The 26,248-nt window shown below is 71.8% G+C and carries 23 protein-coding genes and 1 riboswitch; of the genes, 8 read left to right on the plus strand and 15 right to left on the minus strand.

The genetic code is table 11. The features are described 5' to 3' along the window. The first annotated feature begins 62 nt into the window (after positions 1-62). Entirely contained in the window at positions 63-692 is a 630-nt protein-coding gene (locus tag ACH4TP_RS39620; protein WP_398440648.1) for a uridine kinase, read from the plus strand. Between the two features lie 331 nt (positions 693-1,023). Continuing rightward, complete coding sequence (locus tag ACH4TP_RS39625) at positions 1,024-2,943, plus strand: AAA family ATPase (protein ID WP_389237848.1); 1,920 nt, start codon at positions 1,024-1,026, stop codon at positions 2,941-2,943. Between the two features lie 13 nt (positions 2,944-2,956). Here ACH4TP_RS39625 and ACH4TP_RS39630 read toward each other — a convergent pair whose 3' ends face one another. The 10 genes from ACH4TP_RS39630 to ribD form a co-directional block, all read right to left on the minus strand. Then, a complete protein-coding gene (locus tag ACH4TP_RS39630; protein ID WP_398191801.1) occupies positions 2,957-4,000 on the minus strand; it encodes a hemolysin family protein in 1,044 nt (347 codons plus the stop codon). After that, positions 3,997-5,418, minus strand: coding sequence for a hemolysin family protein (locus tag ACH4TP_RS39635; protein WP_398440649.1), 1,422 nt, complete (start codon positions 5,416-5,418; stop codon positions 3,997-3,999). Before ACH4TP_RS39635 ends, ACH4TP_RS39630 begins: the two co-directional genes overlap by 4 nt. A gap of 241 nt (positions 5,419-5,659) precedes the next feature. Next, positions 5,660-6,112, minus strand: coding sequence for a PH domain-containing protein (locus ACH4TP_RS39640; protein ID WP_389237788.1), 453 nt, complete (start codon positions 6,110-6,112; stop codon positions 5,660-5,662). Positions 6,113-6,157: 45 nt separating this feature from the next. Continuing rightward, positions 6,158-7,006: an ATP phosphoribosyltransferase gene (hisG, locus tag ACH4TP_RS39645; RefSeq protein ID WP_398191808.1), complete on the minus strand. Its 849-nt coding sequence runs from the start codon at positions 7,004-7,006 to the stop codon at positions 6,158-6,160. Positions 7,007-7,057: 51 nt separating this feature from the next. Then, on the minus strand, positions 7,058-7,330 hold the full coding sequence (locus tag ACH4TP_RS39650; protein ID WP_030691288.1) for a phosphoribosyl-ATP diphosphatase: 273 nt from the start codon (positions 7,328-7,330) through the stop codon (positions 7,058-7,060). A gap of 35 nt (positions 7,331-7,365) precedes the next feature. Next, positions 7,366-7,851 (minus strand): 6,7-dimethyl-8-ribityllumazine synthase, encoded by a 486-nt coding sequence (gene ribH, locus ACH4TP_RS39655; protein WP_024760819.1) that lies wholly within the window; start codon positions 7,849-7,851, stop codon positions 7,366-7,368. Between the two features lie 55 nt (positions 7,852-7,906). Continuing rightward, positions 7,907-9,184: a bifunctional 3,4-dihydroxy-2-butanone-4-phosphate synthase/GTP cyclohydrolase II gene (locus ACH4TP_RS39660; protein ID WP_389237792.1), complete on the minus strand. Its 1,278-nt coding sequence runs from the start codon at positions 9,182-9,184 to the stop codon at positions 7,907-7,909. Next, positions 9,181-9,816 (minus strand): nicotinamide riboside transporter PnuC, encoded by a 636-nt coding sequence (locus ACH4TP_RS39665; RefSeq protein ID WP_389237794.1) that lies wholly within the window; start codon positions 9,814-9,816, stop codon positions 9,181-9,183. Before ACH4TP_RS39665 ends, ACH4TP_RS39660 begins: the two co-directional genes overlap by 4 nt. Beyond that, positions 9,813-10,421 carry a riboflavin synthase gene (locus ACH4TP_RS39670; RefSeq protein ID WP_389237796.1) on the minus strand — a complete coding sequence of 203 codons (609 nt, stop codon included), beginning with the start codon at positions 10,419-10,421 and terminating at the stop codon, positions 9,813-9,815. Before ACH4TP_RS39670 ends, ACH4TP_RS39665 begins: the two co-directional genes overlap by 4 nt. Positions 10,422-10,423: 2 nt before the next feature. After that, positions 10,424-11,509 carry a bifunctional diaminohydroxyphosphoribosylaminopyrimidine deaminase/5-amino-6-(5-phosphoribosylamino)uracil reductase RibD gene (gene ribD / locus ACH4TP_RS39675; protein WP_389237798.1) on the minus strand — a complete coding sequence of 362 codons (1,086 nt, stop codon included), beginning with the start codon at positions 11,507-11,509 and terminating at the stop codon, positions 10,424-10,426. Positions 11,510-11,685: 176 nt separating this feature from the next. Beyond that, positions 11,686-11,816: riboswitch (FMN riboswitch) on the minus strand. A gap of 244 nt (positions 11,817-12,060) precedes the next feature. Between ribD and ACH4TP_RS39680 the strand changes: the two genes are divergently transcribed. Beyond that, positions 12,061-14,430, plus strand: a complete 2,370-nt coding sequence (locus ACH4TP_RS39680) for a chitinase C-terminal domain-containing protein (protein WP_398440650.1) — start codon at positions 12,061-12,063, stop codon at positions 14,428-14,430. A 226-nt stretch (positions 14,431-14,656) separates the two neighbouring features. Here ACH4TP_RS39680 and ACH4TP_RS39685 read toward each other — a convergent pair whose 3' ends face one another. Beyond that, on the minus strand, positions 14,657-15,781 hold the full coding sequence (locus tag ACH4TP_RS39685) for an ROK family transcriptional regulator (protein ID WP_389237802.1): 1,125 nt from the start codon (positions 15,779-15,781) through the stop codon (positions 14,657-14,659). Between the two features lie 118 nt (positions 15,782-15,899). Here ACH4TP_RS39685 and ACH4TP_RS39690 point away from each other — a divergent pair, with 118 nt between their 5' ends. The 3 genes from ACH4TP_RS39690 to ACH4TP_RS39700 all read left to right on the plus strand — a co-directional run bounded on the left by ACH4TP_RS39690 (position 15,900) and on the right by ACH4TP_RS39700 (position 19,392). Then, positions 15,900-17,114 carry an MFS transporter gene (locus tag ACH4TP_RS39690; protein WP_389237804.1) on the plus strand — a complete coding sequence of 405 codons (1,215 nt, stop codon included), beginning with the start codon at positions 15,900-15,902 and terminating at the stop codon, positions 17,112-17,114. 102 nt (positions 17,115-17,216) lie between these two features. Further along, on the plus strand, positions 17,217-18,611 hold the full coding sequence (locus tag ACH4TP_RS39695; RefSeq protein WP_398440651.1) for a uracil-xanthine permease family protein: 1,395 nt from the start codon (positions 17,217-17,219) through the stop codon (positions 18,609-18,611). Between the two features lie 73 nt (positions 18,612-18,684). Beyond that, on the plus strand, positions 18,685-19,392 hold the full coding sequence (locus ACH4TP_RS39700) for a DUF5995 family protein (RefSeq protein WP_398191824.1): 708 nt from the start codon (positions 18,685-18,687) through the stop codon (positions 19,390-19,392). 4 nt (positions 19,393-19,396) lie between these two features. Here the strand turns inward: ACH4TP_RS39700 and ACH4TP_RS39705 are convergent, their stop codons facing one another. Continuing rightward, the gene (locus tag ACH4TP_RS39705) at positions 19,397-21,094 is read right to left on the minus strand and encodes a flavin monoamine oxidase family protein (protein ID WP_389237810.1); all 1,698 of its coding nucleotides are present in this window, start codon (positions 21,092-21,094) and stop codon (positions 19,397-19,399) included. Positions 21,095-21,152: 58 nt separating this feature from the next. Continuing rightward, on the minus strand, positions 21,153-21,959 hold the full coding sequence (locus ACH4TP_RS39710) for a carbon-nitrogen hydrolase family protein (RefSeq protein ID WP_389237812.1): 807 nt from the start codon (positions 21,957-21,959) through the stop codon (positions 21,153-21,155). Positions 21,960-22,233: 274 nt separating this feature from the next. On the opposite strand from ACH4TP_RS39710, the gene ACH4TP_RS39715 reads away from it, so the two are divergent. After that, positions 22,234-22,788: a Repetin gene (locus ACH4TP_RS39715; protein ID WP_389237814.1), complete on the plus strand. Its 555-nt coding sequence runs from the start codon at positions 22,234-22,236 to the stop codon at positions 22,786-22,788. Positions 22,789-22,864: 76 nt separating this feature from the next. Here ACH4TP_RS39715 and ACH4TP_RS39720 read toward each other — a convergent pair whose 3' ends face one another. Continuing rightward, positions 22,865-23,320: an Lrp/AsnC family transcriptional regulator gene (locus tag ACH4TP_RS39720; RefSeq protein ID WP_015032260.1), complete on the minus strand. Its 456-nt coding sequence runs from the start codon at positions 23,318-23,320 to the stop codon at positions 22,865-22,867. Between the two features lie 10 nt (positions 23,321-23,330). Next, positions 23,331-24,818 (minus strand): amino acid permease, encoded by a 1,488-nt coding sequence (locus ACH4TP_RS39725; protein WP_398440652.1) that lies wholly within the window; start codon positions 24,816-24,818, stop codon positions 23,331-23,333. 356 nt (positions 24,819-25,174) lie between these two features. Here ACH4TP_RS39725 and ACH4TP_RS39730 point away from each other — a divergent pair, with 356 nt between their 5' ends. Next, positions 25,175-26,167: a GDSL-type esterase/lipase family protein gene (locus ACH4TP_RS39730; protein ID WP_398440653.1), complete on the plus strand. Its 993-nt coding sequence runs from the start codon at positions 25,175-25,177 to the stop codon at positions 26,165-26,167. The last annotated feature ends 81 nt before the right edge of the window (positions 26,168-26,248 follow it).

Below are 26,248 nucleotides of genomic sequence, written 5' to 3' on the forward strand. Positions count from 1 at the left end.
CCACCACTGGCGGCGGCACCTCCCTGACCTGCGACGGTCCCCCGCTCCCCTACCCTGGGGCCATGAACGACCTCGACCGCGCCGCGCAGGCGCTGCTCCGGCTGCCGCCCTCCTGCGGACCGGTCCGGCTGGTGGCGGTCGACGGCCACGCGGGCTCCGGGAAGTCCACGCTCGCCGGCCGGCTCTCCGCCGCCCTCGGCGACGCCCCCGTCCTGCGGCTCGACGACCTCGCCACGCACGAGGAGCTCTTCGCGTGGACCGGGCGCCTGCGGGAGCAGGTCCTGGAGCCGCTCTCGCGGGGCGAGACGGCGTCCTACCGCCCGTACGACTGGCGGCTGCGGCGCTTCGGGGAGGCGCGGGCGCTGGCTCCGGCGCCGGTGGTGCTCGTCGAGGGCGTCGGCGCCGGCCGGCGGGTGGTGCGGCCGTTCCTGGCGTGGCTGCTGTGGATGGAGCGGGGCGCCGAGGAGTCCTGGGTGCGGGGGCGCCGGCGGGACGGACCGGAGCAGGCCTCCTTCTGGGACGGCTGGACCGTGGCGGAGACTCGCCACTTCGCCGAGGACCCCTCCCGGCCCTTCGCCGACACCCTGGTACGGGAGTGCCAGGAGGGTTACGACTGGCTTCCTGGGCCGACCGTGACAGCGGGCACGGACCAGATCATCACGCACAGTGATGGCGTCATGTCCGTGAACTGAGGGCGCGGAAGTCCGCTTCCGCAAGTGCCTCAACTTCGCTTGACCCAGGGGGCGTACAGGTCTTACGTTCTGAATGTGCGGCTTTTCGGAGCCGCCGCGGACACGAAGCCCCCGGTTGTTCCCCCGTGATCGGGGGCTTCGTTCTGCCCTCGGAAGCCCTCCTCGGGCCCTCTGCGCGCCCCCTTCCGAGCCCTTCGCGCCCCCTGAAGCTCACCCAGGGTCACCGCTTCCGGATCATGCGCTTCTCCTTAAGCGCGCACCCCCTGCGCAGGTACGATGCCCCCAGGTGCGGTCAAATCCCGTCCATGCGATGACGGTTGTGGGGGACTCGATGGACATCGGCACGCAGGGGTCGCAGACCCCGGCCGAGCTCGCCTGGCTGCGCGGAGTCGACGCCTACACGATGGGCGCGTATCCGCAGGCGGAGGACGAGTTCCGGACGGCGGTACGGATCGACCCCGGGATGGCGGACGCCTGGCTCGGGCTGCACGCGCTCCGGGTCGACACCACCACCGCCCTGCTGCGCATGTACCGCAACCGCGAGCGCTTCGGCGAGCAGCGCACCCGGTACCGGCGCACGCTGAACTCCTGGTACTGGCTGGGCTGGTGGGTGCAGCCGGTCCTGGAGAGCCCGCGCGACCTGCTGCTCGCCCATGCCTCCCACTGGCTCGACGGCCGCCACGTCCCGGAGCTCGACCGCGCCCTCGCCGGTCTCCCCCCGGTCGACACCGATCCGCAGGTGCGCTTCCTGCACGCCTGCCGCGCCTACCTCGTCAAGGACTGGGACCAGCTCGTCCGGCACACCGAGACCCTCGTCGACGACCCGCTGCTCGGCATCGAGGCCGGACTCTTCGGCGGCATGGCCCGGGTGCGCCTGGAGATGTACAGCCAGGCCGAGCCGCTCCTGTCGGCCTCGCTGATGCGGTGCCGCAGCGAGCAGCCGCAGCGCAAGGAGCTGCGCTACTGGCTCGCCCGCGCCCACGAGGGCACCGGGCGCAGCGCCGCCGCCCTGCCGCTCTACCGGGCGGTGCACCGGATCGACCCGGCGTTCATGGACACGGCCGCCCGGCTCGCGGCGATCGCCGAGTACGACGGGTTCGAGGGGTACGACGGCGTGGACGACCCGGCCGGCCTCGCGACGGTCGCCAGGGGCTCCCTCGGCGGGGGCCTCGGGCAGGACGCGGTGGACACCGTGCCGGGCGCCGAGCCCGACCCCGGCGGGCTCGGCGACGGGCTGCGGCTCGCGCCCGAGCCGGTGCCGCCGGGCGCCCCCGTCGCGCCGCCGGAGACCGTACGGCAGAAGGCGCCGCTGCCGGGCCAGCCGATGCCGCCGCGCTTCCCGGCCGGACCCACCGATCCGGTGCTGCTCGCGGAGGCGCTCGCCGAGCTGGAGGGCATGGTCGGGCTCGAACCGGTCAAGCGGCAGGTCAAAGCGCTCTCGGCGCAGCTGGAGATGGCCCGGCTCCGGGCCGGGCAGGGCCTTCCGGTCCAGCCGCCCAAGCGTCACTTCGTCTTCTCCGGCCCCTCGGGCACCGGTAAGACCACGGTCGCCCGGATCCTGGGACGGGTCTTCTACGCCCTCGGGCTGCTCGGCGGCGACCACCTCGTGGAGGCCCAACGGGCCGATCTGGTCGGCGAGTTCCTGGGCCAGACGGCGGTCAAGGCCAATGAGCTGATCGACTCGGCGGTCGGCGGGGTGCTGTTCGTGGACGAGGCGTACGCGCTCTCCAACAGCGGCTACAGCAAGGGCGACGCGTACGGCGACGAGGCCCTCCAGGTGCTCCTGAAGCGCGCCGAGGACAACCGCGACCACCTGGTGGTCATCCTGGCCGGCTACCCCGAGGGCATGGACCGGCTGCTCAGCACGAACCCCGGCCTGTCCTCCCGGTTCACCACCCGGGTCGACTTCCCCTCGTACCGGCCGCTGGAGCTCACCGCCATCGGCGAGGTCCTCGCCGCGTCCAACGGGGACGGCTGGGACGAGGAGGCCCTCGACGAGCTCCGCTCGATCAGCGGGCACGTCGTCGAGCAGGGCTGGATCGACGAACTCGGCAACGGCCGCTTCCTGCGCACCCTGTACGAGAAGTCCTGCGCCTACCGGGACCTGCGGCTCTCCGGATACGCGGCGACCCCGAGCCGGGAGGACCTCGCGACCCTCCGGCTCGGCGACCTCATGCAGGCGTACGGCGAGGTCCTGTCGGGCCGCGGTCCGGTGGACCGCGGCCCGCAGCAGGAGCCGCCGGGCTACTAGGGCCGGACAGGCCCTAGGACGCCGCGACCGGCTGCACGCGGTGCGCGGGGTCGCGGACCTCGCCCACCAGCATCTCCAGGACGTCCTCCAGGGCGACCAGACCGAGGACCCGGCCCGAGCCGTCCGCGACCTGGGCCAGGTGCGTGGCGGCGCGGCGCATCACGGTGAGGGCGTCGTCGAGCGGCAGCTCGGCGCGGAGCGTCGCCATCGGGCGCCACAGCCGCTGCGGCACCGCCCGCTCCCGCTCCTCCAGGTCCAGGACGTCCTTCACGTGCACGAAGCCCATGAAGGTCGCCCGGCCCTCGGCGCGGACCGGGAAGCGGGAGTACCCGGTCCGTACGGTCAGCTCCTCGATCTCGCGCGGGGTGACCGTCGGCGGGACCGTGACGAGGGAGGCGGGGGCGATGAGGACGTCCGTCACCGGGCGGGTGCCCAGTTCGAGGGCGTCCTCCAGGCGCTCCTGCTCGACCGGGTCGAGCAGTCCCGCCTGGCCCGCGTCCTCCACGAGACGGCCGAGCTGGGCGCTGGTGAAGACCGCCTCCACCTCGTCCTTCGGCTCGACCTTGAACGCCCGCAGGACGAGCCGGGCGCAGGCCCCGAGCGCGACCGTGACCGGCCGGCAGAGCCGGGCGAAGCCGACCAGGCCGGGGGCGAGCCAGAGGGCGGTGCGCTCGGGGTCGGCCATCGCCAGGTTCTTCGGGACCATCTCGCCGATGACGAGGTGGAGGAAGACGACCGCGGCGAGGGCGATGACGTAGCCGAGCGGGTGGATCAGCCCCTCCGGGACCCCGATCGTGTGGAAGACCGGTTCGAGGAGCTGGGCGACGGTCGGCTCGGCGACGGCGCCGAGCGTCAGGGAGCAGACGGTGATGCCGAACTGGGCGGCGGCCATCATCTGCGGCAGGTTCTCCAGGCCGTGCAGGACCTGTTTGGCCCGGGCTCCGCCGAGCGGCTCGATCTGGCTGCGCCGGACGGAGACGAGGGCGAACTCGGCCCCGACGAAGAAGCCGTTGGCGAGGACGAGCAGCACGGCGAAGAGGAGTTGCAGGGTGCTCATCGGACCGCCTCCGCCGCGACGGGCACGGGGGCGGCGGGCGCGCCCGCCGCGTCCGGGCCGGAGGGCGACGTGCCGTCCGAGCCCGGACCCGACGTGTCGGCCGGGTCGGGGGCCGTGCGGACGATCCGTACCCGCTCGGCGCGGTAGCGGTCGACCTGGCGCACCGAGAGCCGCCAGCCGGGCAGCTCGGCCCGGTCCCCGGGGGCCGGGATGCGGCCGAGGAGGTCGGCGACGAGCCCGGCGACGGTCTCGTACGGCCCGTCGGGCACGTCGAGGCCTATCCGGCGCAGGGTGTGGACGCGGCAGGAGCCGTCGGCCTCCCAGGCGGGGCGGCCGTCCTCGGCGGGCGCCGCGGCCAGCTCGGGCCGGCCGTCGGCGGCGGTGTCGTGCTCGTCGCGGACCTCTCCGACGAGCTCCTCGACGATGTCCTCCAGGGTGACGACCCCGGCCGTGCCGCCGTACTCGTCGACGACCACCGCGATCGGCTGCTCCCGGCGCAGCCGCTCCAGGAGCGTCTGGGCGGGCAGCGTCTCGGGGACGAGGAGCGGCGGGACCGCGATCCGTCCGACGGGGGTGCGCAGGCGGGCGTGCGGGGCGACGGCGAGCGCGTCCTTGAGGTGGACCATGCCGACGATCTCGTCGATGCGGTCGCGGTAGACCGGGAAGCGCGAGAGGCCGGTGGCCCGGGTGAGGTTGAGGACGTCGGCCGCGGTGGCGTCCCACTGGAGGGCGCTGACCTTCACGCGCGGGGTCATGACCTGCTCGGCGGTGAGGCCGCCGAGGGACAGGGTCCGTACGAAGAGGTCGGCGGTGTCCTGTTCGAGCGCGCCGGCCTCGGCCGAGTGCCGGGCGAGCGAGACGAGCTCGCCGGGGGTGCGGACCGAGTCCAGCTCCTCGGTGGGCTCGACGCCCAGGAGCCGTACGAGCCGGTTGGCGACGCGGTTGAGCAGGGAGATCACCGGCCGGAACAGCGCCGAGAAGCGGCGCTGCGGGGTGGCGACGAAGCGGGCGACCTGGAGCGGCCGGGAGACCGCCCAGTTCTTCGGTACGAGCTCGCCGACCACCATCTGGACGGCGGAGGCGAGCAGCATGCCGATCACCACGGAGATCCCGGAGACGGCCCCCTCGGGCAGTCCGGTCGCGGTGAGCGGCCCGTGGAGCAGCCCGGCTAGCGCGGGCTCGGCGAGCATGCCGACGACCAGCGAGGTGATCGTGATGCCGAGCTGGGTGCCGGAGAGCTGGAAGGACAGCTCGCGCAGCGCGGTGACGACGGTGCGGGCGCGCCGGTCGCCGGCGGCCGCCGCCCGCTCGGCCTCGGCGCGCTCGACGGTCACGAGACCGAACTCGGCGGCCACGAAGAAGCCGTTGGCGAGGATCAGGAGGAATGCCGCGAAGAGCAGCAGAAGGGAGACGATCATGCCGCCGCCTCCTGGGAGGGGGCGGCGCAGGTACTACCGGACGATCCGTCCATTGCTGGAGGGAGTCACTCCTCGGGTCGAAGGGTGGTCTCGCGGGCCGCGGTCGCGGCCCTGCACACGCGAGACGGTGGCGCCGCTCGGCGCCACCGTCTCCAGAGTAGTCATGGGAACGCCCCGAGGGGCAGGGGGTCGGCCCCGGATGGGGGACGAACGGGGGATTGCCCCGGTACGGCTCGGGGTCTCAGCGGGTCTCCGCCACCGTGCCGTGGCTCTCGGCCAGGGCCCGCAGGGCGCGGGCGTCGCGGATCGCCGATTCCTTGGCGATGCCGGGCTGGATGCCGAGCGCGGGCAGGCTGGTGCCGTCGCTGAGGTCGAGGAAGACCCACGGGTCGCCCGGGCGGAGGTTGACCCGGAGGATCTCCGCCCAGGCGAGCCGCCGGGTCCTGGTGATGTTGACGACCGTGACGCCCTCGTCGTCGGCGACGACCTTGGGGCGGCTCAGCAGGACGAGGACCCCGGCGAGCAGCGCGGCGGTGAAGACGAAGCTGGCCCGCTCCCCCGGCCCGAGCCGCTCCAGCATCATCGCGACGCCCGTGATGACCACGAACATCGCGAGACCCATGGTCAGCAGGATCGCCCGGGTGCGCCCCGGACGGAAGGTGACCGGGAGGGCGGGCGTCGGGGACTGCGACATCGGGGGTTCCTCAGTGCCTGGTGGGACGTACGGGCCGGGCTGCCGTCAGAGGCGGCAGGCGTGGATGGCGGTGGTGAGGATGGCGCGGGCGCCGATCTCGTACAGGTCGTCCATGATCCGCTGCGCCTCCTTGGCGGGGACCATCGCGCGGACGGCGACCCAGCCCTCGTTGTGCAGCGGGGAGACGGTCGGCGACTCCAGGCCCGGGGTGAGGGCGACGGCCTGCTCCAGGTGCTCGGCGCGGCAGTCGTAGTCCATCATCACGTACGAACGGGCGACGAGGACGCCCTGGAGGCGGCGCATGAACTGCTGCACCTGCGGGTTGTCGTCGGAGGCGCCGTGACGGCGGATGACGACCGCCTCGGAGGTCAGGATCGGCTCGCCGATGACCTCCAGGCCCGCGTTGCGCAGGCTGGTGCCGGTCTCCACGACGTCCGCGATGATCTGGGCGACGCCCAGCTGGATCGCGGTCTCGACGGCGCCGTCCAGGTGGACGACGGAGGCGTCGATGCCCTGGTCGGCGAGGTGCTTGGCGACGATGCCCTCGTAGGAGGTGGCGATCGTCATGCCGCCGAAGTCCTCGGGACCGCTCGCGGTGCCCGGGCGGGTGGCGTAGCGGAAGGTGGAGCGGCCGAAGTTCAGCGGGAGGATCTCCTCGGCGCTGGCTCCGGAGTCCAGGAGCAGGTCACGGCCGGTGATGCCGATGTCCAGCTTCCCGGAGGCGACGTAGATCGCGATGTCCTTCGGCCGCAGGTAGAAGAACTCGACCTCGTTCTCGGGGTCGACGACCACGAGCTCCTTGGACTCTTTGCGCTGGCGGTAGCCGGCCTCATGGAGCATGGCCGACGCAGGTCCGGAGAGGGAACCCTTGTTGGGGACGGCGATGCGCAGCATGGGGTGAGCTTCCTTTGCCTGGGAGTTTCGGGGAGGGAGAGACGTGTGTGCTCAGAGGTGGGCGTAGACGTCGTCGAGCGAGATCCCGCGGGCGACCATCATCACCTGGACGTGGTACAGCAGCTGCGAGATCTCCTCGGCGGCCGCTTCCTTGCCCTCGTACTCGGCGGCCATCCAGACCTCGGCGGCCTCCTCGACGACCTTCTTGCCGATGGCATGGACGCCCTTGCCCACCAGCTCCGCCGTGCGGGAGGTGGCCGGGTCGCCGGTCTCTGCCTTGAGCTTGAGCTCGGAGAAGAGCTCTTCGAAGGTTTTGTTCGCCATGATGGTCCTAAGAGTACGGGGTAAGGGTCGCGTCATCAGCGCCAGGGTTCGCTGACCGTGCGCAGCGTGGTGGCGGTGGCGACGGCGGCGGTGACCGCTTCGTGGCCCTTGTCCTCGGAGGATCCTTCGAGGCCGGCCCGGTCGAGCGCCTGCTCCTCGTTGTCGACGGTGAGGACGCCGAATCCGACGGGTACGCCGGTGTCGATCGAGACCTGGGTGAGGCCGTGGGTGACGCCCTGGCACACGTACTCGAAGTGCGGCGTTCCACCGCGGATGACGACGCCGAGCGCCACGATGGCATCGTAGCCGCGCCCGGCGAGGACCTTCGCCACGACCGGGAGCTCGAAGCTGCCGGGGACGCGCAGGAGCGTCGGCTCGTCGATGCCGAGCTCGCTGAGGGCGCGCAGGGCGCCGTCGACGAGACCGTCCATGATCTTCTCGTGCCACTGCGCCGCGATGACCGCGACCCGGAGGTCGCCGCAGTTCTTCACGCTGAGGACGGGTGCGCCCTTGCCGCTCATGTCTCTCCTAGCCGATTTCGTGCGTACGGGATTACGGGATTACGGGATTACGGGATTACTGGTTGTTGCAGGTGGAGGCCGGGGAGCCGTCCAGCCAGGGCAGGTCGTGCCCCATCCGGTCCCGCTTGGTGCGCAGGTAGCGGAGGTTGTGCTCGCCGGCCTGGACCGGCATGGGCTCCCGGCCCTCGACCCGCAGACCGTGGCGGGTGAGGGCGTCGATCTTGTCGGGGTTGTTGGTCATCAGGCGCAGGCTGCGGACGCCGAGGTCGCCGAGGATCTGCGCGCCGGCCGCGTAGTCGCGGGCGTCGGCGGGCAGTCCGAGCTCCAGGTTGGCGTCGAGGGTGTCGCGGCCCTGCTCCTGGAGCTCGTACGCGCGCAGCTTGGACAGCAGGCCGATGCCGCGGCCCTCGTGGCCGCGCAGGTAGACGACGACGCCGCGCCCGGCCTCGGTGACGCGGTCCATGGAGGCCTGGAGCTGGGGGCCGCAGTCGCAGCGCAGCGAGTGGAAGATGTCGCCGGTCAGGCACTCGGAGTGGACCCGGACGAGGACGTCCTCGCCGTCGCCGATCTCGCCGTGGACGAGGGCGACGTGCTCGACGCCGTCGACAGTGGAGCGGTAGCCGTACGCGGTGAACTCGCCGTGCGCGGTGGGGAGGTGGACCTCGGCCTCGCGGCGGACGGTCGGCTCGGCGGAGCGCCGGTAGGCGATCAGGTCCTCGATGGAGATGATCGTCAGGCCGTGCTTGCGGGCGAAGGGGACCAGTTCGGGCAGGCGCAGCATGACGCCGTCCTCGCCGGCGATCTCGACGATCGCGCCGGCCGGGCGGAGGCCCGCGAGGCGGGCCAGGTCGACGGCGGCCTCGGTGTGTCCGTTGCGGACGAGGACGCCGCCGGGCTTGGCGCGCAGCGGGAAGATGTGGCCGGGGCGGACGAAGTCGGACGGCTCGTGGCTGCCGGAGGCCAGCATCCGCAGGGTGGTGGCGCGGTCGGCGGCGGAGATGCCGGTGGTGACGCCGTGGGCGGCGGACGCGTCGACGGAGACGGTGAAGGCCGTGCGCATCGACTCGGTGTTGTGCTGGACCATCTGCGGGAGTTCGAGGCGCTCCAGCTCCTCGTCCTCCATGGGGGCGCAGATCAGGCCGCGGCACTCGCTCATCATGAAGGCGACGATCTCGGGGGTGGCCTTCTCGGCGGCGATGACGAGGTCGCCCTCGTTCTCGCGGTCCTCGTCGTCGACGACGACGACGGGACGGCCGGCGGCGATGTCGCGGATGGCCTGCTCGACGGGGTCGAGGGCGAGGTCGGTGGCGTCCCAGAGGGAATGCGCGTTCATGCGTGGGCTCCTTCCAGGACGGTGGTGGCGCGGGAGCGCAGCCACCAGTCGCGCAGGCCCCACAGGACGAGCGCGCCGTAGATGACGTACACGAAGCCGGAGAAGGCGTAGCCGTTGGCGAAGTTCAGCGGGACGCCGACCAGGTCGACGAGGAGCCAGGCGAACCAGAACTCGACCATGCCGCGGGCCTGGGCGTACATGGCCACGATGGTGCCCACGAAGATGTAGGCGTCGGGCCAGGGGTCCCAGGACAGCTTCGGGAAGGCCTCGAAGAACAGGGCGACGGCGACGGTGCCGACGGCGGCCGCGGCGACCATGGCGGCCCGCTCGGCCCAGCTGGCGAAGCGCACGGCGATGTGGCCGTCCGCGCCCTGTCCCTTGCTGCGCTGCCACTGCCACCAGCCGTAGAGCGCCACGAGCATGACGACGACCTGCTTGCCGGCGCTGCCGGCGAGGTGGCCGAAGAAGGCGCCGAAGAGGATCAGGCCGGCGAGGAACTGCACGGGCCAGGTCCAGACGGAGCGGCGCCAGCCGAGGGCGAGGGCGGCGAGTCCGAAGATGTTGCCGATCATGTCGGACCAGATGATGTGCTGGTCGAGGAGGGTGAACGCCTCGGAGTTGAGCCAGTTCACTTCTCGTTCTCCTTGGCGTCGGCGCCGAGCAGCCGCTCGACGTACTTGGCGATGACGTCCACTTCGAGGTTGACCGGGTCGCCGGACTGCTTGATGCCGAGCGTGGTCAGGTCGAGGGTGGTGGGGATGAGGCTGATGGTGAACCAGTCGTCGCCGACCTCCACGACGGTGAGGCTGACGCCGTCGACGGTGATCGAGCCCTTCTCGACGACGTACCGGGAAAGGTGGGCCGGCAGGCCGACCTTGACGAGTTCCCAGTGCTCGGAGGGGGTCCGCTCCAGGATGGTGCCGGTGCCGTCGACGTGGCCCTGGACGATGTGACCGCCGAGGCGGCCGCCGACGGCCATGGGCCGCTCCAGGTTGACGCGGGAGCCGACTTCGAGGGCGCCGAGGCTGGACCGCTTGAGGGTCTCGGCCATGACGTCGGCGGTGAACTCGCCGTCGCCGAACTCGACGACCGTGAGACAGACACCGTTGACGGCGATGGAGTCGCCGTGCTGGGCGCCTTCCGTGACCTGGGGGCCTCGCAGCCGGAAGCGGGAGGCGTCCTCCAGCTGCTCGACGGCGACGACCTCGCCCAGTTCTTCGACGATTCCGGTGAACACGGTCAGGCTCCCTTGGGGGTCGGGACGGCGGTGATGCGGATATCGGATCCGATGTGCGTGGTCTCGGTGATGTCGAGCCGCAACGCGCGCGTGATGGTGGTGATTCCGGCGTCGGCGAGGGCGGCGGGGCCCGCGCCGAGGAGGACCGGGGCGAGGTAGCCGACCACCTGGTCGACGGCGCCCGCGGCGGTGAAGGCGCCCGCGAGGGTGGGGCCGCCTTCGAGGAGGATCGAGCGGATGCCGCGCGCGTACAGCTGGGCGAGCAGCTCGTGCACGCCGACGCGGCCGTCGTGCAGGGGCATCCGGAGCAGTTCGACGTCGGGCAGGTGCCGGGTGTCGGCGTCCTCGCCGACGACGAGCAGGGTGGGCGCGGCGTCGTCGAGGATCCGGGCGGTGGGCAGGAGCTCGGCGCGGGTGTCGAGGGCGACCCGCAGCGGCTGGGTGGCGTTCTCGATGCCGCGGACGGCGAGGTGCGGGTCGTCCGCGCGCAGCGTCCCGCCGCCGACCAGGACGGCGTCGGCCTCGGCGCGGAGCCGGTGGACGTCGGCGCGGGACTCGGCGGAGCTGATCCAGCGGGAGGTGCCGTCGGCGGCGGCGATCCGGCCGTCGAGGGTGGCGGCGTACTTCCAGCGGACGAAGGGGCGGCCCTCGCGGACGGAGGTGAGCCAGGCGAGGTTGCCGGCCTCGGCCTCGGCCTCCAGGAGGCCCTGCTCGACCTCGACCCCGGCGGCGCGGAGGGTGTCGGCGCCGCCCGTGGCCTGCGGGTTCGGGTCGCCGACCGCGTACACGACCCGGCTGATCCCGGCCTCGATGAGCGCCTGGGAGCAGGGGCCGGTGCGGCCGGTGTGGTCGCAGGGTTCGAGGGTGACGTAGGCGGTGCCGCCGCGGGCCAGGACGCCGGCCGCGCGCAGGGCGTGGACCTCGGCGTGGGGGCCGCCGGCCCGCTGGTGGAAGCCTTCGCCGACCTGGTGTCCGGAGGCGTCGGTGATGACGCAGCCGACGACCGGGTTGGGGCTGGTGGCGCCGAGACCGCGTGCGGCGAGCTCGACGGCGCGTCGCATGGCGGTGATGTCGGCCTGCTGGGCCACCGGGTCCTCCTGCCTCTTCGGGCACGGACTCCGGGGCCTGTCGATGACGACAGAGAGCGGGAAGGACGCCTCGCACAGGGTGCGCGGAGGCCGCGTCCTCCGGGTACGCCGATCGGCGGTGCCGACACGGCGACCAGCGGACGTACGGCTGGCGCACCCCTGGAAGGGGTCACCCGCCGCGCACTGCCTCCCATCCGGACTTTCACCGTCGGTCCAGGAATTTCACCTGGTCAACCGGCCGCTGGCTTGCGGACGGGTCGCGGACTATACCGCCGGTTCGGAATTACACCGACCCCGGAGTGCGCTGCTGCTGATACAGGGCCAGTGTGCCACGCCCCGCCCGAGGCGCCAGACCCGAACCCTGTGGGATGGCTCACAGAGCCCCACGGGATCCTTCTTTGGTCCAGACCTATTGACGCACTGGTCTAGTCCTCTTAATCTCCGTGTCACCTCCGAGGCAACGGTCCGTCGGCGTGCGCACTCCACGGGCCCAACACGTACCACCCCCCTGTTCGTTGCGTGTTTCTTTGACCTCCCCAGGAGGACCGATCGTGCTGTCCCCCACGACCAAGAGAGCCTCGCTGCTCGCGTCCGGCGCGGCCGTCGCCGGGCTGCTGCTCAGCTCGCTCTCCGGCGGCGTCTCGTACGCGGCCGACAACGAGTCCTGTCGCCCCGACGGGCTCTACAAGACCCCCGGAGTCGACGTCCCGTACTGCTCGGTCTACGACACCGAGGGCCGCGAGAAGATGGGCGCGGACCACCAGCGCCGGGTCATCGGCTACTTCACCGGCTGGCGCACCGGCAAGAACGGCCAGCCCGCGTACCTGGCCAAGGACATCCCGTGGGACAAGATCACCCACATCAACTACGCCTTCGGCCACATCGGCGGCGACAACAAGCTCTCCGTGGGCACGGACGGTCCGGACAACGCGGCCACCGGGATGACCTGGCCCGGTGTCGCCGGCGCCGAGATGGACCCCGCGTACCCCTACAAGGGCCACTTCAACCTGCTCAACAAGTTCAAGAAGCAGCACCCGAACGTCAAGACGCTGATCTCGGTCGGCGGCTGGGCGGAGACCGGCGGCTACTTCGACGACAACGGCAACCGGATCAGCTCCGGCGGCTTCTACTCGATGGCCACCAACGCCGACGGTTCGGTCAACCAGGCCGGGATCGACACCTTCGCGAACTCCGCCGTCGACTTCATCCGGAAGTACGGATTCAACGGCGTCGACATCGACTACGAGTACCCGACGACGATGAAGGACTCGGGCAACCCGCTCGACTGGCAGCTCTCCAACGCGCGCCGCGCCGGGCTCGTGCAGGGCTACGCGGCCCTCATGAAGTCCCTGCGCGAGAAGCTGGACACGGCCGGCGCCGCCGACGGCAGGCACTACCTGCTGACCGTCGCCGCGCCCTCCTCCGGCTACCTGCTGCGGGGCATGGAGACCTTCCAGATGCAGAAGTACCTGGACTACGTCAACATCATGTCCTACGACCTGCACGGCGCCTGGAACGAGTACGTCGGCCCCAACGCCTCCCTCTTCGACGACGGCAAGGACGCCGAGCTCGCGGCCGCCAACGTCTACGGCTCCTCGCAGTACGGCTCCATCGGCTACCTCAACACCGACTGGGCCTACCACTACTTCCGCGGCTCCATGCCGGCCGGCCGCATCAACATCGGCCTGCCGTACTACACCCGCGGCTTCAAGAACGTGCAGGGCGGCACGGACGGCCTGTGGGGCAAGGCCTCCGCGACCACCTGCCCGGCCGGAGCCGGCCTCACCAAGTGCGGCGACGGCGCCTCCGGCATCGACAACCTGTGGCACGACAAGGACACCAACGGCGCCGAGTCGCCCGCCGGCTCCAACCCGATGTGGCACGCCAAGAACCTGGAGAAGGGGATCGTCGGCGACTACGTCACCCGGTACGGCTTCCCCGCGAGCACCACGCTGACCGGCACCTACGCCCGCAAGTACGACGCCACCCTGGTCGCGCCGTGGCTGTGGAACGCCGAGAAGAAGGTCTTCCTCTCCACCGAGGACGAGCAGTCCGTGGCCGCGAAGGCCGACTACGTGGTCGACCGCGGCATCGGCGGCACCATGGTCTGGGAGATGGCCGGCGACTACGCCTGGAACGCCACCAAGGGCCAGTACGAGATGGGCTCCACGCTCACCTCGCTGATGTACGACAAGTTCAAGGCGGCCACCCCGTACGGCGCGAAGAAGTCCAACAAGGCGCTGCCGACCCAGGCCGTGAAGATCGACACCCAGTTCACCGAGTTCAAGCTGGGCGACTCGAACTACCCGATCACGCCGAAGATCAAGATCACCAACAACACGGCGACGACCCTGCCCGGCGGCACGGAGTTCCAGTTCGACTACGCCACCTCCGCCCCGAACAACGCCTCCGACCAGTCCGGCTTCGGCACGAAGGTCATCAGCAGCGACCACACGGGCTCCAACGTGGGCGGCCTGAAGGGCGACTTCCACCGCGTCTCCCTGAAGCTCCCGGCCTGGCAGTCGCTGGCCCCGGGCGCGACGGTCGACCTGGCGTTCAACTACTACCTGCCGGTGTCCACCCCCTCCAACTGGACGGTGAACATCAACGGCACGACGTACGCCCTCGCCGGCGACCTGGCGCGCGGCACGACGGTCGTGGAGCCCGGCTCCACCACTCCGCCGACCACGCCCCCGACGACCCCGCCCACCACTCCCCCGACGACCCCGCCGACGACTCCCCCGACCACGCCGCCCACCACGGGCTGCACCGCCCCGGCGTACGTGGCCGGCACGGTCTACAACGCGGGCAACACGGTCTCCCACAAGGGCCACCAGTGGAAGGCCCAGTGGTGGACCCAGAACGAGGAGCCGGGCACGACCGGCGACTGGGGCGTCTGGAAGGACCTCGGCGCCTGCTGACGCGCCCCTCCGGTGAACCTCCTCGGGTGAACCCCCGGCGGCGGACACTCACGGCCCTTGCCGCCGCCGGGCTCCCACCGCGCCGCGCCCCCCCTGTCCGGGGCGCGGCGCGGTCGCGTTCGGGTCCGTTCCCAGGCCGTATCCCGTATCCAATATTCGTATTCGGGATACGGGATACGGGATACGGGATACGGGATACGGGATACGAATATTGGATCCCGTATCCCTACGGGAACAGCTCCTCCTGAGCCGCGTCCCGCGCCCGCAGCAGGGCGCCCCGAAGGACCGCCGCGTCGCCCAGGGCGGTGGCGCGGACCTCGGTACGGAGCGGGGAGAGCGCCGCGAGTTCGGTCTCCACGCGCGCGGCGAGGCCGGGGCCGCCCTGGTGGCCGGTATCTCCGGCGAGGACCACGCAGCCGGGGTCCAGGACGGAGGCGACGGCCGCCGCGCCGACGGCGAGGCGGCGGGCGAGGGCGTCGAGGAAGGGCGCGTGGCCCGAGGAGAGGGCGTCGGCCGGGTCGAGGCCGTGGGATGCGGCGAGGGCGTCGACGGCCGCCGCGCAGGCCAGCTCGTGGAAGCCGCCGTCGCAGCCGGTCGCCGAGGGGAGTCCGGAGGTACCGGGGACCGGCAGGAAGCCGATCTCCCCCGCGCCGCCGGAGGCTCCCCGGCGGAGGCGGCCGTCGAGGACGACGGCGGCGCCGACGCCCTGGCCGAGCCAGAGGAGGACGAAGTCCTCGCGGTCGCGGGCCGCGCCCTCGCGGAGTTCGGCGACGGCGGCGAGGTTGGTCTCGTTCTCGACGAGGACGTGGGCGGGCAGCCGTTCCTGGAGGACGCCGACGAGCCGGCGGTGCCAGGCGGGCAGTCCGGTGGAGTCGCGCAGCTCGCCGGTGGCGGGGTCGATGAGTCCGGGGGCGCCGACGGCGACGCTGTGCAGCCGGTCGGCGCCGGCCTCCTTCACGGTCCGCTCCAGGAGGGCGACCGCCTTCTCGACGGCCGGTCCCGTGCCGTGGTCGTCGCCGACGGGGACGGAGGCCTCGGCGAGCGGGGTGCCGAGGAGGTCGGCGACGGCGACGGAGACCGAGCGGGTCCGGACGTCGAGGGCGGCGAGGTGGGCGCGGTCGGCGACGATCCCGTACAGCTTGGCGTTGGGGCCGCGGCGCTCGGCTCCGGCCTCGCCGACGACGTGGACGAGTCCGGAGCCCTGGAGCCGCTCGACGAGGTCGGCGACGGTCGGGCGGGAGAGTCCGGTGAGGGTCTTGAGCTGAGCGGCCGTCAACGGGCCTTCGTCCTGGAGCAGTCGCAGGGCGAACCGGTCGTTGATGGCTCGTGCGGTGCTCGGGGATGCGGCCATGCGGCGATCCTCTCAGACGCGCGGGGAGCGGACTCCTCTTGCGGTCTATTTATCAGGCAGGGTTCCTGATAGTTTACGCGCCACACCATCAGCACACCCACGACCCCGGGGAGGGACCATGGCGGCGGAGACCGTCACCCGCACCGATCGCCTCCGGCGGGCGCGCTTCGCCATCGCCGCCGTCTTCTGCGTGCACGGCTCGGTCACCGGCAGCTTCGCGACCCGGATCCCCTGGATCCAGGAGCACGCGGGCGTCAGCGCCGGACAGCTCGGGCTCGCCCTCGCCTTCCCCGCGCTCGGCGCCTCCCTCGCGATGCCGCTGGCCGGGGCCGTCTCGCACCGCTTCGGCGCCCGCACGGCGCTGCGCGGCCTGCTCGCCCTGTGGACCCTCGCGCTGACGCTGCCCTCGCTCGCCCCGAACATCTGGGGCCTGTGCGGCGCGCTCTTCGTGTACGGGGCGACCGCGGGCATGTCCGACGTGGCGATGAACGCGCTGGGCGTCGAGACCGAGAACCGGCTCGGCAGGTCGATCATGTCGAGCCTGCACGGCATGTGGAGCGTGGGCGCCCTGCTCGGCTCCACCGCCGGCACGGTCGCCGCCCACCTCGGCGGCGACGCCCGTCTGCACCACCTGATCGCGGCCCTCGTGCTCACCGCGCTCGGCCTGGCCTTCTGCCAGGGCGTGCTCGACGTCCGCAGCACCCCGGAGGAGGAGCCGCCGCCGCGCTTCTCGCTGCCGCCGAGGTCCGCGCTGGCCATCGGCGCCATCGGCTTCTGCGGGGTGTTCGCCGAGGGCGCCAGCCTCGACTGGTCGGCCGTCTACCTCCGCGACGAACTGGGCAGCTCGGCAGGGCTCGCGGCCGCCTCCACGACCGCCTTCGCGCTGACGATGGCGGTGGCACGGCTGGTCGGCGACCGGGTGGTGGACCGCTTCGGGGCGGTCCGTGCCGTACGGGCCGGGGGCGCCGTCGCCACCCTCGGCGGGGTCCTGGTCGTCCTCGCCCCGCACGCCGCCGTCGCGATGGCCGGATTCGGTCTGATCGGGCTCGGGATCGCGGTCGTCGTCCCGCTGGCCTTCGCCGCCGCCGCGCGCAGCGGCCCGAACCCGAGCCAGGCCATCGCGGGCGTCGCCACCATCACGTACACCTCGGGGCTCATCGCCCCCTCGGCCATCGGCGGCATCGCCGACGCGACCTCCCTGGTCCTCTCCTTCGGCCTGGTCACCCTGCTGGCCCTGGGTCTCGTGCTCGGCGCGGGCGTGCTCAGGACCGGCGGGCGGGAGAAGGCGCAGGCGAAGCGGGCGCCCGCGAGGAGCACCGACCCGGTCGGCTAGGCCGCATCGTCGAAAATCTCCGGCCGACCGCGCCGCATACCATGTGGCTGATCTTTTGCGGTCCCGACGCGGCCGCCGGAACCGGAGAACGGGAGCGACCTCATGAACCTCGGCGTGCGCTGGACCCTGCACGGCGACGGGAGAACACCCGCTCCGGGAGCCGTCGTCCGCCCGGACGAGCGGCTCTCCTGGCCCCGTACGGTCGGCCTCGGCGCCCAGCACGTCGTCGCGATGTTCGGGGCGTCGTTCGTGGCCCCCGTCCTCATGGGTCTGGACCCGAACCTCGCGATCATGATGTCCGGTGTCGCCACCGCGATCTTCCTGCTCGCGACCCGCGGCACCGTCCCGTCCTACCTGGGCTGCTCGCTCTCCTTCGTCGGCGTGGCCGCCGCCATCCGGGCCTCCGGCGGCACCAGCGCCACCGTCACCGGCGCGGTGTTCGTCGTGGGCGGGGTGCTCTTCCTGGCCGGTCTCGCGGTCCGGAAGTTCGGCGCGCGGATCATCCACGCGGCGATGCCGCCGGTCGTGACCGGCGCGGTCGTCATGCTGATCGGCTTCAACCTGGCGCCGGTCACCGCGTCGACGTACTGGCCGCAGGACCAGTGGACGGCGCTGCTCGTGATGCTGTTCACCGGTCTGGCCGTGGTCTGTCTGCGCGGCTTCTGGTCCCGGATCGCGATCTTCCTGGGCCTGATCTTCGGCTACGGCATCTCCTGGGTCTTCGACCTCGTCTTCGGGAAGATCCACTCGATGTCCCCGGGCGGCCAGGTCACCGACCACTGGCGGCTCGACCTCTCCGGCGTCTCCAAGGCCGACTGGATCGGCCTGCCGTCCTTCCACGGCCCGAGCTTCGAGTGGTCCGCGATCCTGGTCGCGCTGCCCGTCGTCATCGCCCTGATCGCGGAGAACGCCGGGCACGTCAAGGCCGTCGGCGAGATGACCGGCAAGACGCTCGACGACCAGCTCGGCACCGCGATCGCCGCCGACGGCGTCGCGTCCATGCTCTCCACCGGGGTGGGCGGCCCGCCGAACACCACGTACTCGGAGAACATCGGCGTCATGGCCGCCACCCGGGTCTACTCGACGGCCGCCTACTGGGCCGCCGCCGGCTTCGCACTGCTCTTCGGCCTCTGCCCCAAGTTCGGCGCGGTCGTCGCCGCGATCCCCGGCGGCGTCCTCGGCGGCATCACCGTGATCCTGTACGGCATGATCGGCCTGCTCGGCGCCCAGATCTGGATCAACGCCAAGGTCGACCTGCGCAACCCGCTCAACCTGGTCCCGGCCGCCGCCGGCATCATCATCGGCGTCGGCGGCGTGAAGCTGCACTTCACCGACACCTTCGAGCTGGGCGGCATCGCGCTCGGCACGATCGTCGTCATCACCGGCTACCACGTGCTGCGGGCCTTCGCCCCGGCCCACCTCAAGACCCAGGAACCGCTCCTGGACGCGGGCACCAGCTCGTACGAGACGGACGCGGAAGACGCGTCGAAGAACTGAGTGATTCGCCCGTTCTGGGTAAGCCGGGCCCGAGGAGTTCCCTCCCGGGCCCGGCGGCTGGGAGCCTGCCCCCATGGCGCAGACCCAGTGGACCGAAGAACGGATCGGCCGGTTCGTCGCGGTCGACCCCGTGGTGGACCGGATGCGGGCACTCCGCGCGGCCTGGCATCCGGCCGACGGCGTCGCCGTCTTCAACCGGGTCTATCTGACGGTCACCGAGGAGATCGGCCACGCCATCGAGGCGGGCACCTTCGCCGACCGGCGGGCCGCCGCCACCCTCGACGTACGGTTCGCCGAGCGCTACCTCGCGGCGGTCGACGCGGTCGCCACCGGGATCTCCCCGCCCGCCTGCTGGCGGCCCCTCTTCCACTACCGCCGCCACCCCGGCGTACGGCCGCTGCAGTTCGCGCTGGCCGGGATCAACGCCCACATCGGCCACGACCTGGCGCTCGCGGTGGTCGACGCCTGCCGCAGCCTGGACTGCGCCCCCGCCGACCTGGAGGACGAGTTCGACCGGGTCGGCGACGTCCTCGTCCTCCTGGAGGAGCGCATCCGGGAGGAACTGATGCCGGGCCCGGACCTCCTGGAGGTCGCGGACCCGCTGACGCATCTGCTCGGCTGCTGGAGCCTGGACCGGGCCCGCGACGGGGCCTGGCTCGCCGCCCGCTCGCTGTGGCAGCTGCGGCGGCTGCCCGACCTGGCCGAGGAGTTCACCGAACGCCTCGACCGGTCGGTGGGCCTGGTGGGGCGGATGCTGCTCACCCCACTCACACGCCCCTAGGAACTCAGTCCTCCGGCAGCTCGACCGGGGCGATCTCGTCGTACACGTCGCCCGGACCCGGGTTGGTGCCGTCGGTCGCGCCGCCGAAGTGGTGCATGACGCCCCAGACCGCGTTGAGCGCCGTCTGCACCGCGCCCTCGGCCCAGCCGGCCGTCCAGGAGATGTCGTCGCCGGCGAGGAAGATGCCCCGCTTGTCCTCGGGCAGCCGGTCCTGCATGAAGTGCGTGAACAGGCGGCGCTGGTAGCGGTAGTGGCCCGGCAGGTTGGCCTTGAAGGCGCCCATGAAGTAGGGCTCGTTCTCCCAGGAGACCGTCACCGGGTTGCCGATGATGTGCTTCCGGATGTCGACCTTCGGGTAGATCTCGCCGAGCGACTTCAGCATGACCTCCATCCGCTCGTTCGCCGAGAGCGGCAGCCACTTCAGGCTGTCGTCGCACCAGGTGTACGAGAGGCAGATCGTGGCCGGCTTGTCCGGGCCGTCGTCCAGGAGGTAGGTGCCGCGGGTCATCCGGTCGGTCAGCGTCATCGACATGACGTCCCGGCCGGTCTCCTCGTCCTTGTCCAGCCAGAACGGCCGGTCGACGGGGACGAAGAGCTTCGAGGACTCCATGTAATGGGTGCGCTCGATCGCCGTCCAGTGGTCGATCGGGAAGAGCGAGTCGTCGCAGGCGATCTTGGAGAGCAGCATCCAGGACTGGGCGGTGAAGATCGCCGCCTTGTACGTGTGGATGTCGCCGGAGGCGTCGGTGACCGTGATCCGGTTGCCGGCGGTCCGGTTCAGCCGGGTCACGGCCGGCTTCGGGGCGCCCTCGTGCAGGGAGCTGAGCGAGGTGCCCTGCGCCCAGTGGACGATCTTCTCCGGCTCGCGCTCCCACAGGCGCAGCGGCAGCTGCTGCGAGCCGCCCACGATGCCGCGGTGGTGGTCGTCGGCCTCGGTGTAGACGACGCGGAGGATCTCCAGGATGGAGTTGGGGAAGTCGGTGTCCCAGCCGCCGGTGCCGAAGCCGACCTGGCCGAAGATCTCGCGGTGCCGGAAGGACTTGAAGGACTCGGACTCGCAGAGGAAGCCGTAGAAGGTCTGGTTGTCGAGCTTCTCGACGAGCTTCGACCAGATCTCGCGGATGCGCGGGACGTCGCGCTCGCGCATGGCCTGGTTCATGTCGGAGAAGTCGGCGCCCTCCTCCAGGCAGGCGTTCCACGCGTTCATCACGTCGCGGTAGACCTGCGGCAGGTCGTCGACGGTGGTGGCGTAGTGCGACTCGCCCTTGAGGTCGACGACGGTCGACGGGGTCGACTCGGCCAGCGGGTTCGGGAAGGGCTTGGTCTCCAGGCCGACCAGGTCGATGTAGTGCTGGAGGGCGGTCGAGGAGGGCGGGAAGCGCATGGCGCCCATCTCGGCGGTGAGGCCCTCGGTGCCGGTGCCCTCGAAGCCGACGGTGCGCAGCCGGCCGCCGATCTCGTCGGCCTCGTAGACGACGGGCTTGAGGCCCATCTTCATCAGCTCGTACGCGGCGATGATGCCGGAGAGCCCGCCGCCGATGACGGCGACCTCGGTGCCGTGCTCGGTGGCCGGTATCTGGCCGAGCCCGGCCGGGTGGGCCAGGAAGTCGTCGTAGGCGTACGGGAAGTCCGGACCGAACATGGTGATCGGCGGCTGGCCGTCGCTGTGGGGGACGGCGGTCGTGGGCACCGTGGACGTCATGGGGTACGGACTCCTTGCACGGAAAGGAAAGAGATCAGGCGGGGAGGGCGGGGGCGGCTCAGACGAGGGGGCCGTAGAGGTCCGGGCGCCGGTCGCGGAGGTAGGGGTTCTCCGCGCGGGAGGCCGCGAGGAGGGCCGGGTCGACATCGCCGAGGACGAGGTCCTCGCCGCGCCCGGCGCGGGCGCGGGCGGTGCCGTCGGGGCCGGCCAGGGTGGAGAGGCCGACGAACTCGAAGTCGCCCTCGGGTCCGGTCCGGTTGGCGTACGCGATGTAGAGCTGGTTCTCGAAGGCGCGGACCGGGACCACGGACAGGGGCACGACCTCGGCGGGGTGCATGAGCGCGGTCGGTACGAGGAGGAGGTCCGTGCCGGCCAGCGCATGCGCCCGGACGTTCTCGGGGAACTCGACGTCGTAGCAGATCATCATGCCGACGGTGAGGCCTTCGAGCTCCGTCTGGACGACGGCGCGGTCACCGGGGGTGAACCACTTCAGCTCGAAGTCGCCGAAGAGGTGGGTCTTGCGGTACCGCGCGAGCGGGGCGCCGTCGGCGCCGATGAGCTGCGCGGAGTTGTACAGGACGCCGTGCCGCTCGGTGTCCCGCTCCGGGTAGCCGTAACCGACGGCCAGGCCGTGGCGGACGGCGATCGCCGCGACGGCGCGCGAGGAGGGGCCGTCGGCCGGCTCGGCGAGGCGCGCGATGTCGGCGCCGATGGCGTAGCCGGTGAGGAAGAGCTCGGGGGCGAGCAGCACGCTCGCGCCGGCGGCCGCGGCACGGGCGGCGGCCTCGTCGAGGATCTTCAGATTGGCGGCCACGTCACCGAGCTCACCGGAGCTCTGGAGCAGGGCGGTGCGCAGCGCGGGCATCGGCGATCCTCGGGGGTCGGAAGTTGAGGGGGAAGACGTCAAAAACGGTACGGTTTCGCACTCTCCCGGGACAAGGCGGAGGCGTTGCGGACCGACCGTCGAACCGTTGCGCGATCGACGGGCGGGGCGTCGATTCGTTGCGTACGGCTCCGACCGGGGGCGTACGGCTCCCCCGCCGCGCGGCGGAGACGAGGACCGTCCTGCGGCCCGACGTCCGGGCGGGGCCCGCGCGGAAGAGTGGTGCCCGTCCGGAAGACCTGCCGAAAGGGACACCATGAACCGCCGTACGAAGACCATCGCCGTCGCCGCCGCCGTACTGCTCACGCTGGGGGCCGGGGGCGTCGCCGTCGCCTCGGGCGGGGACGGCGGGCACGGGACGGGCGTCGTCCGGGAGGCGGCCGCGCTGACCGGCACCGCGAAGCTGTACCGGCCGGCCGGGGACGACATCACGTTCAGCTTCGACGCGCACCTGGCGGCGAAGGACAACAAGGATCCGCAGGCCGCGACCGGCACCTTCCGCTTCAGCCACTACAAGGACGGGAAGGGCGGCTACGCGGTGGCGAAGGTCGACTGCCTCACCACGGGCGGCAAGGTGGCCGTGGTGACGGGCAAGGTGATCGAGACCGACGTGGACGCCTTCCGGAACAAGCGCGTCGGGGTCTCGGTGCACGACGACGGCAAGCACGACCGTCTGGGCTACAGCTGGGTCGGGAGCGACACGAACCTGGAGGTCCCGCCCTGCCTGAGCGCGGCGCCCTTCGAGAAGGTGCAGTCGGGCACCGGCGACTTCAAGGTGCTGCCCTGGCAGCTGGACTACCCGACGGAATAGACCGCCCCACGGGGGTGGGCGGGCGAGGGGGCGGTGCGGGAACCACGGCCCGCACCGCCCCGGCGGCCCGCACCCGCTACGCGGGCGAGCCGGAGGAGAACCGCCGCAGCAGCGGCGAGAGGACCAGGACGGACTTGGTGCGCTCCACGAAGGGCTCGCCCGCGATGCGTTCCAGGACGCGCTCGAAGTGGCGCATGTCCGAGGCGAAGACCTGGACGACGGCGTCCGCGTCACCGGTGACGGTGGACGCGGACACCACCTCGGGGTACCGCTCCAGACCTCGCCGGATGTCGTCCGGCGAGGTGTTGTGGCGGCAGTAGATCTCGACGAATCCCTCGGTCTCCCAGCCGAGCGCCGCCGGGTCCACCCGTACGGTGAATCCGGTGATGGCGCCCTCGGCCCGGAGCCGGTCCACGCGCCGCTTCACGGCGGGCGCGGAGAGTCCGACGAGCGAGCCGATGTCGGCGTAGCTGCGGCGGGCGTCTTCCGCGAGGGCGTGGACGATGCGTTCGTCGAGGTCGTTGAGTCGCACTACGGGTGGATCACTTCTCTGCTGGAGCCTCTGCCAGGGCCGGAGCCGTGGCCAGTCGGGAACGGCGCATGCCGTACAGGAAGTAGAACACGAGCCCGGCGGCCATCCAGCAACCGAAGACCACCCAGGTGATGACGTCGAGGCTCGCCATGTTGTAGATGCAGAAGACGAAGCCGAGGATCGGGAAGACCGGGCCGAGGGCCACCTTGAAGGTGCGCGGCATGTCGGGGCGGGTGCGGCGGAGCACGATGACCGCGACGTTGACCAGGGCGAAGGCGAAGAGGGTGCCGATGCTGGTGGCGTCGACGAGCTTGCCGAGCGGGATGACCGAGGCGAGCACGCCGCAGAAGAGCGACACGATGACCGTGTTGATGCGCGGGGTGCCGGTCTTGCCGCTGACCTTGCCGAAGACCTTGGGGACCAGGCCGTCGCGGGACATCGCGAAGAGGACGCGGGTCTGGCCGTAGAGGACGGTGAGGACGACGCTGGCGATGGAGATGACCGCGCCGGCGGCGAGCATCGTGCCCCAGAAGGTCTGGCCGGTGACGTCGTTCATGATCGCGGCCAGGGTGGCCTCGGAGCCCTCGAAGGCCTTCCAGTGCCAGGCGCCGACGGCGACGGCCGCGACGAGGACGTACAGCACGGTGACGATGAGCAGCGAGAGCATGATCGCCCGCGGCAGGTCGCGCTTGGGGTTCTTGGCCTCCTCGCCGGCCGTGGAGGCGGCGTCGAAGCCGATGTACGAGAAGAAGAGGGTGGCGCTCGCGGCGCCGACGCCGGTCATGCCGAGCGGCATGAAGTCCTTGTAGTTGCCGGACTTGAAGCCCATGAAGCCGATGGCGCAGAAGATCACGAGGGTGACGATCTTCACCGCGACCATGATCGTGTTGACGACGGCGGACTCGCGGGCGCCACCGAGCAGGAACACCATGGCGAGCATCACGACGATCAGGCCGGGCAGGTTGATGACACCGCCCTCGCCGGGGGCCGACGACAGCACGTCGGGGATGGTGACGCCGATGGTCCCGTCGAGCAGCTCGTTGAGGTACTCGCCCCAGCCGACGGCCACGGCGGCGACGGAGACGCCGTACTCCAGGACCAGACACCAGCCGCAGACCCAGGCGACGAGTTCGCCCATCGTTGCGTACGCGTACGAGTAAGAGGACCCGGCGACCGGTATGGAGCCGGCCAGCTCGGCGTACGAGAGGGCCGAGAACAGGGCGGTGAGACCGGCGATGACGAAAGCGATCGTGACGGCGGGGCCGGCCTTCGGGACGGCGTCGCCGAGGACGACGAAGATGCCGGTGCCGAGCGTGGCACCGATGCTGATCATGGTCAGCTGCCACATCGAGAGCGAGCGGCGGAGACTGCCGCCCTCACCCTGGCCACCCTCGTCGACCAGGCGTTCCACCGGCTTGCGCCGGACGAGTGCGCCGAGAGCGGAGGTCTTCGGGGCGGTCGCGTCGACGACCGGCGGGGCTGCGCCTTGATCCAGCACTGCGGAGGCTCCTTATCGCTGCCTGTGGGGGTACGGAGACGACCGCGGCGGTGCACGGGCATGCCGAGGCACACCCACGGGGGGACGGAACCGCCGAGCAGGCGGTCGACGCCACTCCTGGTACGAGGCACGAGCCTAAGGGTCGGAGCTTCGCAGTCGTAATGCAGGGTTGTTGCGCAGTGTCGGATGATCATTGCGCGCTTCGGGCGCAGACGGGCAAACATTGCGCGCCGCCGCATGAATCGACACATCGGGGTGTGAACCGGCATGCGCACGCGTATGGACTCCTCATGCCGGATGACCGACCCTGCGAGCCCCTGACGACCGCCTCGGGCGACCCACGATCGGAGGCCCCCGTGCACTGGCTCGACCCGGTTCCGTTCCTGCGCGGCACGGCCTGGCTGGACGGGGGCCGGCCCGTACGCGCCGACCCCGAGGACCTCGAACGGCTGCCGTGGGACATCGCCGAGCGGGCCGCGCTGCCCATCGGCGTACGGATCGAGTTCACGGCCGCGCCCGGCACGCGCGCGGTGGAGCTGCGCTACCGGGCGGCTATTCCGGGGTCCGACGACCCGCTGCGCGCGCTGCGGCACTGCTTCGCCCTCTGGCAGGGCACGCGGTGCGTCGGCGAAACCTTCGCGCCTCCGGCGCCGGAGGCCGTCGTGAGGCTGCCCCTCCCCCCGTACGGCGGTGTCTTCGCCCTCTACCTCCCGGAGGGCCAGGCGCCCGTGCCGCTCGCCCTGCGGGCCGTCGGGGGCGCGTTCTCCCCCGCCCCGGCCCGGCCCCGCTGGCTCGTCCACGGCGACTCGATCACCGAGGGCTGGTGGTCGACCCGCCCGGCCCACTCCTGGCCCGCGACGGCGGGGCGGCTCCTCGGCCTCGACCCGGTGAACCTGGGGTACGCGGGCGGGGCGCGGGGCGAGCTGCCGCTCGCCGAGCAGCTGTCCCGGCTGGACGGCGAGGTCATCACCCTCGCCTTCGGCACCAACTGCTGGTCCCGGGCGCCGGCCACGGCCGACTGGCTCTACGCGACGGTCCGCGCCTTCGTCGGCCTGGTCCGCCGGGGCCACCCCGACGCCCCTCTGCTGATCCTCTCCCCGGTCCTGCGCCCGGAGGCCGAACACACCCGCAACGCCCTGGGGGCGACCCTGACGGAGCTCCGCAGGGCCATGGAGCGCGCGGGCCGGGACCTCGCCGCCGAGGGCGACTCCCGCCTCCTGGTCCTCTCCGGCCGCCCCCTCCTGGGCCCGGAGCACCTGGCGGACGGTCTGCATCCGAACGACGCGGGGCATGCGCGGATGGCGGCGGCGGTGACGGAGGTGCTGCGGGGCGCGCTGAAGGCCCCGTGAAGGCTCGTACGGGCTTTGTGGACCCACAAACGAGGCGGGGCCCCGGGAGAGTGGTCTCTCCCGGGGCCCCGCACCGCATGC

Source organism: Streptomyces sp. NPDC021012, from assembly GCF_044333355.1.
GTDB lineage: Bacteria > Actinomycetota > Actinomycetes > Streptomycetales > Streptomycetaceae > Streptomyces.

What these genes read in the sequence shown, in the direction of transcription:
- ACH4TP_RS39620 (WP_398440648.1), top strand. Translation starts at nt 63, where the DNA reads ATGAACGACCTCGACCGCGCCGCGCAGGCGCTGCTCCGGCTGCCGCCC.
- ACH4TP_RS39710 (WP_389237812.1), bottom strand. Translation starts at nt 21,959, where the DNA reads ATGCCCGCGCTGCGCACCGCCCTGCTCCAGAGCTCCGGTGAGCTCGGT.
- ACH4TP_RS39700 (WP_398191824.1), top strand. Translation starts at nt 18,685, where the DNA reads ATGGCGCAGACCCAGTGGACCGAAGAACGGATCGGCCGGTTCGTCGCG.
- ACH4TP_RS39715 (WP_389237814.1), top strand. Translation starts at nt 22,234, where the DNA reads ATGAACCGCCGTACGAAGACCATCGCCGTCGCCGCCGCCGTACTGCTC.
- ACH4TP_RS39690 (WP_389237804.1), top strand. Translation starts at nt 15,900, where the DNA reads ATGGCGGCGGAGACCGTCACCCGCACCGATCGCCTCCGGCGGGCGCGC.
- ACH4TP_RS39635 (WP_398440649.1), bottom strand. Translation starts at nt 5,418, where the DNA reads ATGATCGTCTCCCTTCTGCTGCTCTTCGCGGCATTCCTCCTGATCCTC.
- ACH4TP_RS39685 (WP_389237802.1), bottom strand. Translation starts at nt 15,781, where the DNA reads ATGGCCGCATCCCCGAGCACCGCACGAGCCATCAACGACCGGTTCGCC.
- ACH4TP_RS39630 (WP_398191801.1), bottom strand. Translation starts at nt 4,000, where the DNA reads ATGAGCACCCTGCAACTCCTCTTCGCCGTGCTGCTCGTCCTCGCCAAC.
- ACH4TP_RS39650 (WP_030691288.1), bottom strand. Translation starts at nt 7,330, where the DNA reads ATGGCGAACAAAACCTTCGAAGAGCTCTTCTCCGAGCTCAAGCTCAAG.
- ACH4TP_RS39695 (WP_398440651.1), top strand. Translation starts at nt 17,217, where the DNA reads ATGAACCTCGGCGTGCGCTGGACCCTGCACGGCGACGGGAGAACACCC.
- hisG (WP_398191808.1), bottom strand. Translation starts at nt 7,006, where the DNA reads ATGCTGCGCATCGCCGTCCCCAACAAGGGTTCCCTCTCCGGACCTGCG.
- ACH4TP_RS39705 (WP_389237810.1), bottom strand. Translation starts at nt 21,094, where the DNA reads ATGACGTCCACGGTGCCCACGACCGCCGTCCCCCACAGCGACGGCCAG.
- ACH4TP_RS39625 (WP_389237848.1), top strand. Translation starts at nt 1,024, where the DNA reads ATGGACATCGGCACGCAGGGGTCGCAGACCCCGGCCGAGCTCGCCTGG.
- ribH (WP_024760819.1), bottom strand. Translation starts at nt 7,851, where the DNA reads ATGAGCGGCAAGGGCGCACCCGTCCTCAGCGTGAAGAACTGCGGCGAC.
- ACH4TP_RS39640 (WP_389237788.1), bottom strand. Translation starts at nt 6,112, where the DNA reads ATGTCGCAGTCCCCGACGCCCGCCCTCCCGGTCACCTTCCGTCCGGGG.
- ACH4TP_RS39660 (WP_389237792.1), bottom strand. Translation starts at nt 9,184, where the DNA reads ATGAACGCGCATTCCCTCTGGGACGCCACCGACCTCGCCCTCGACCCC.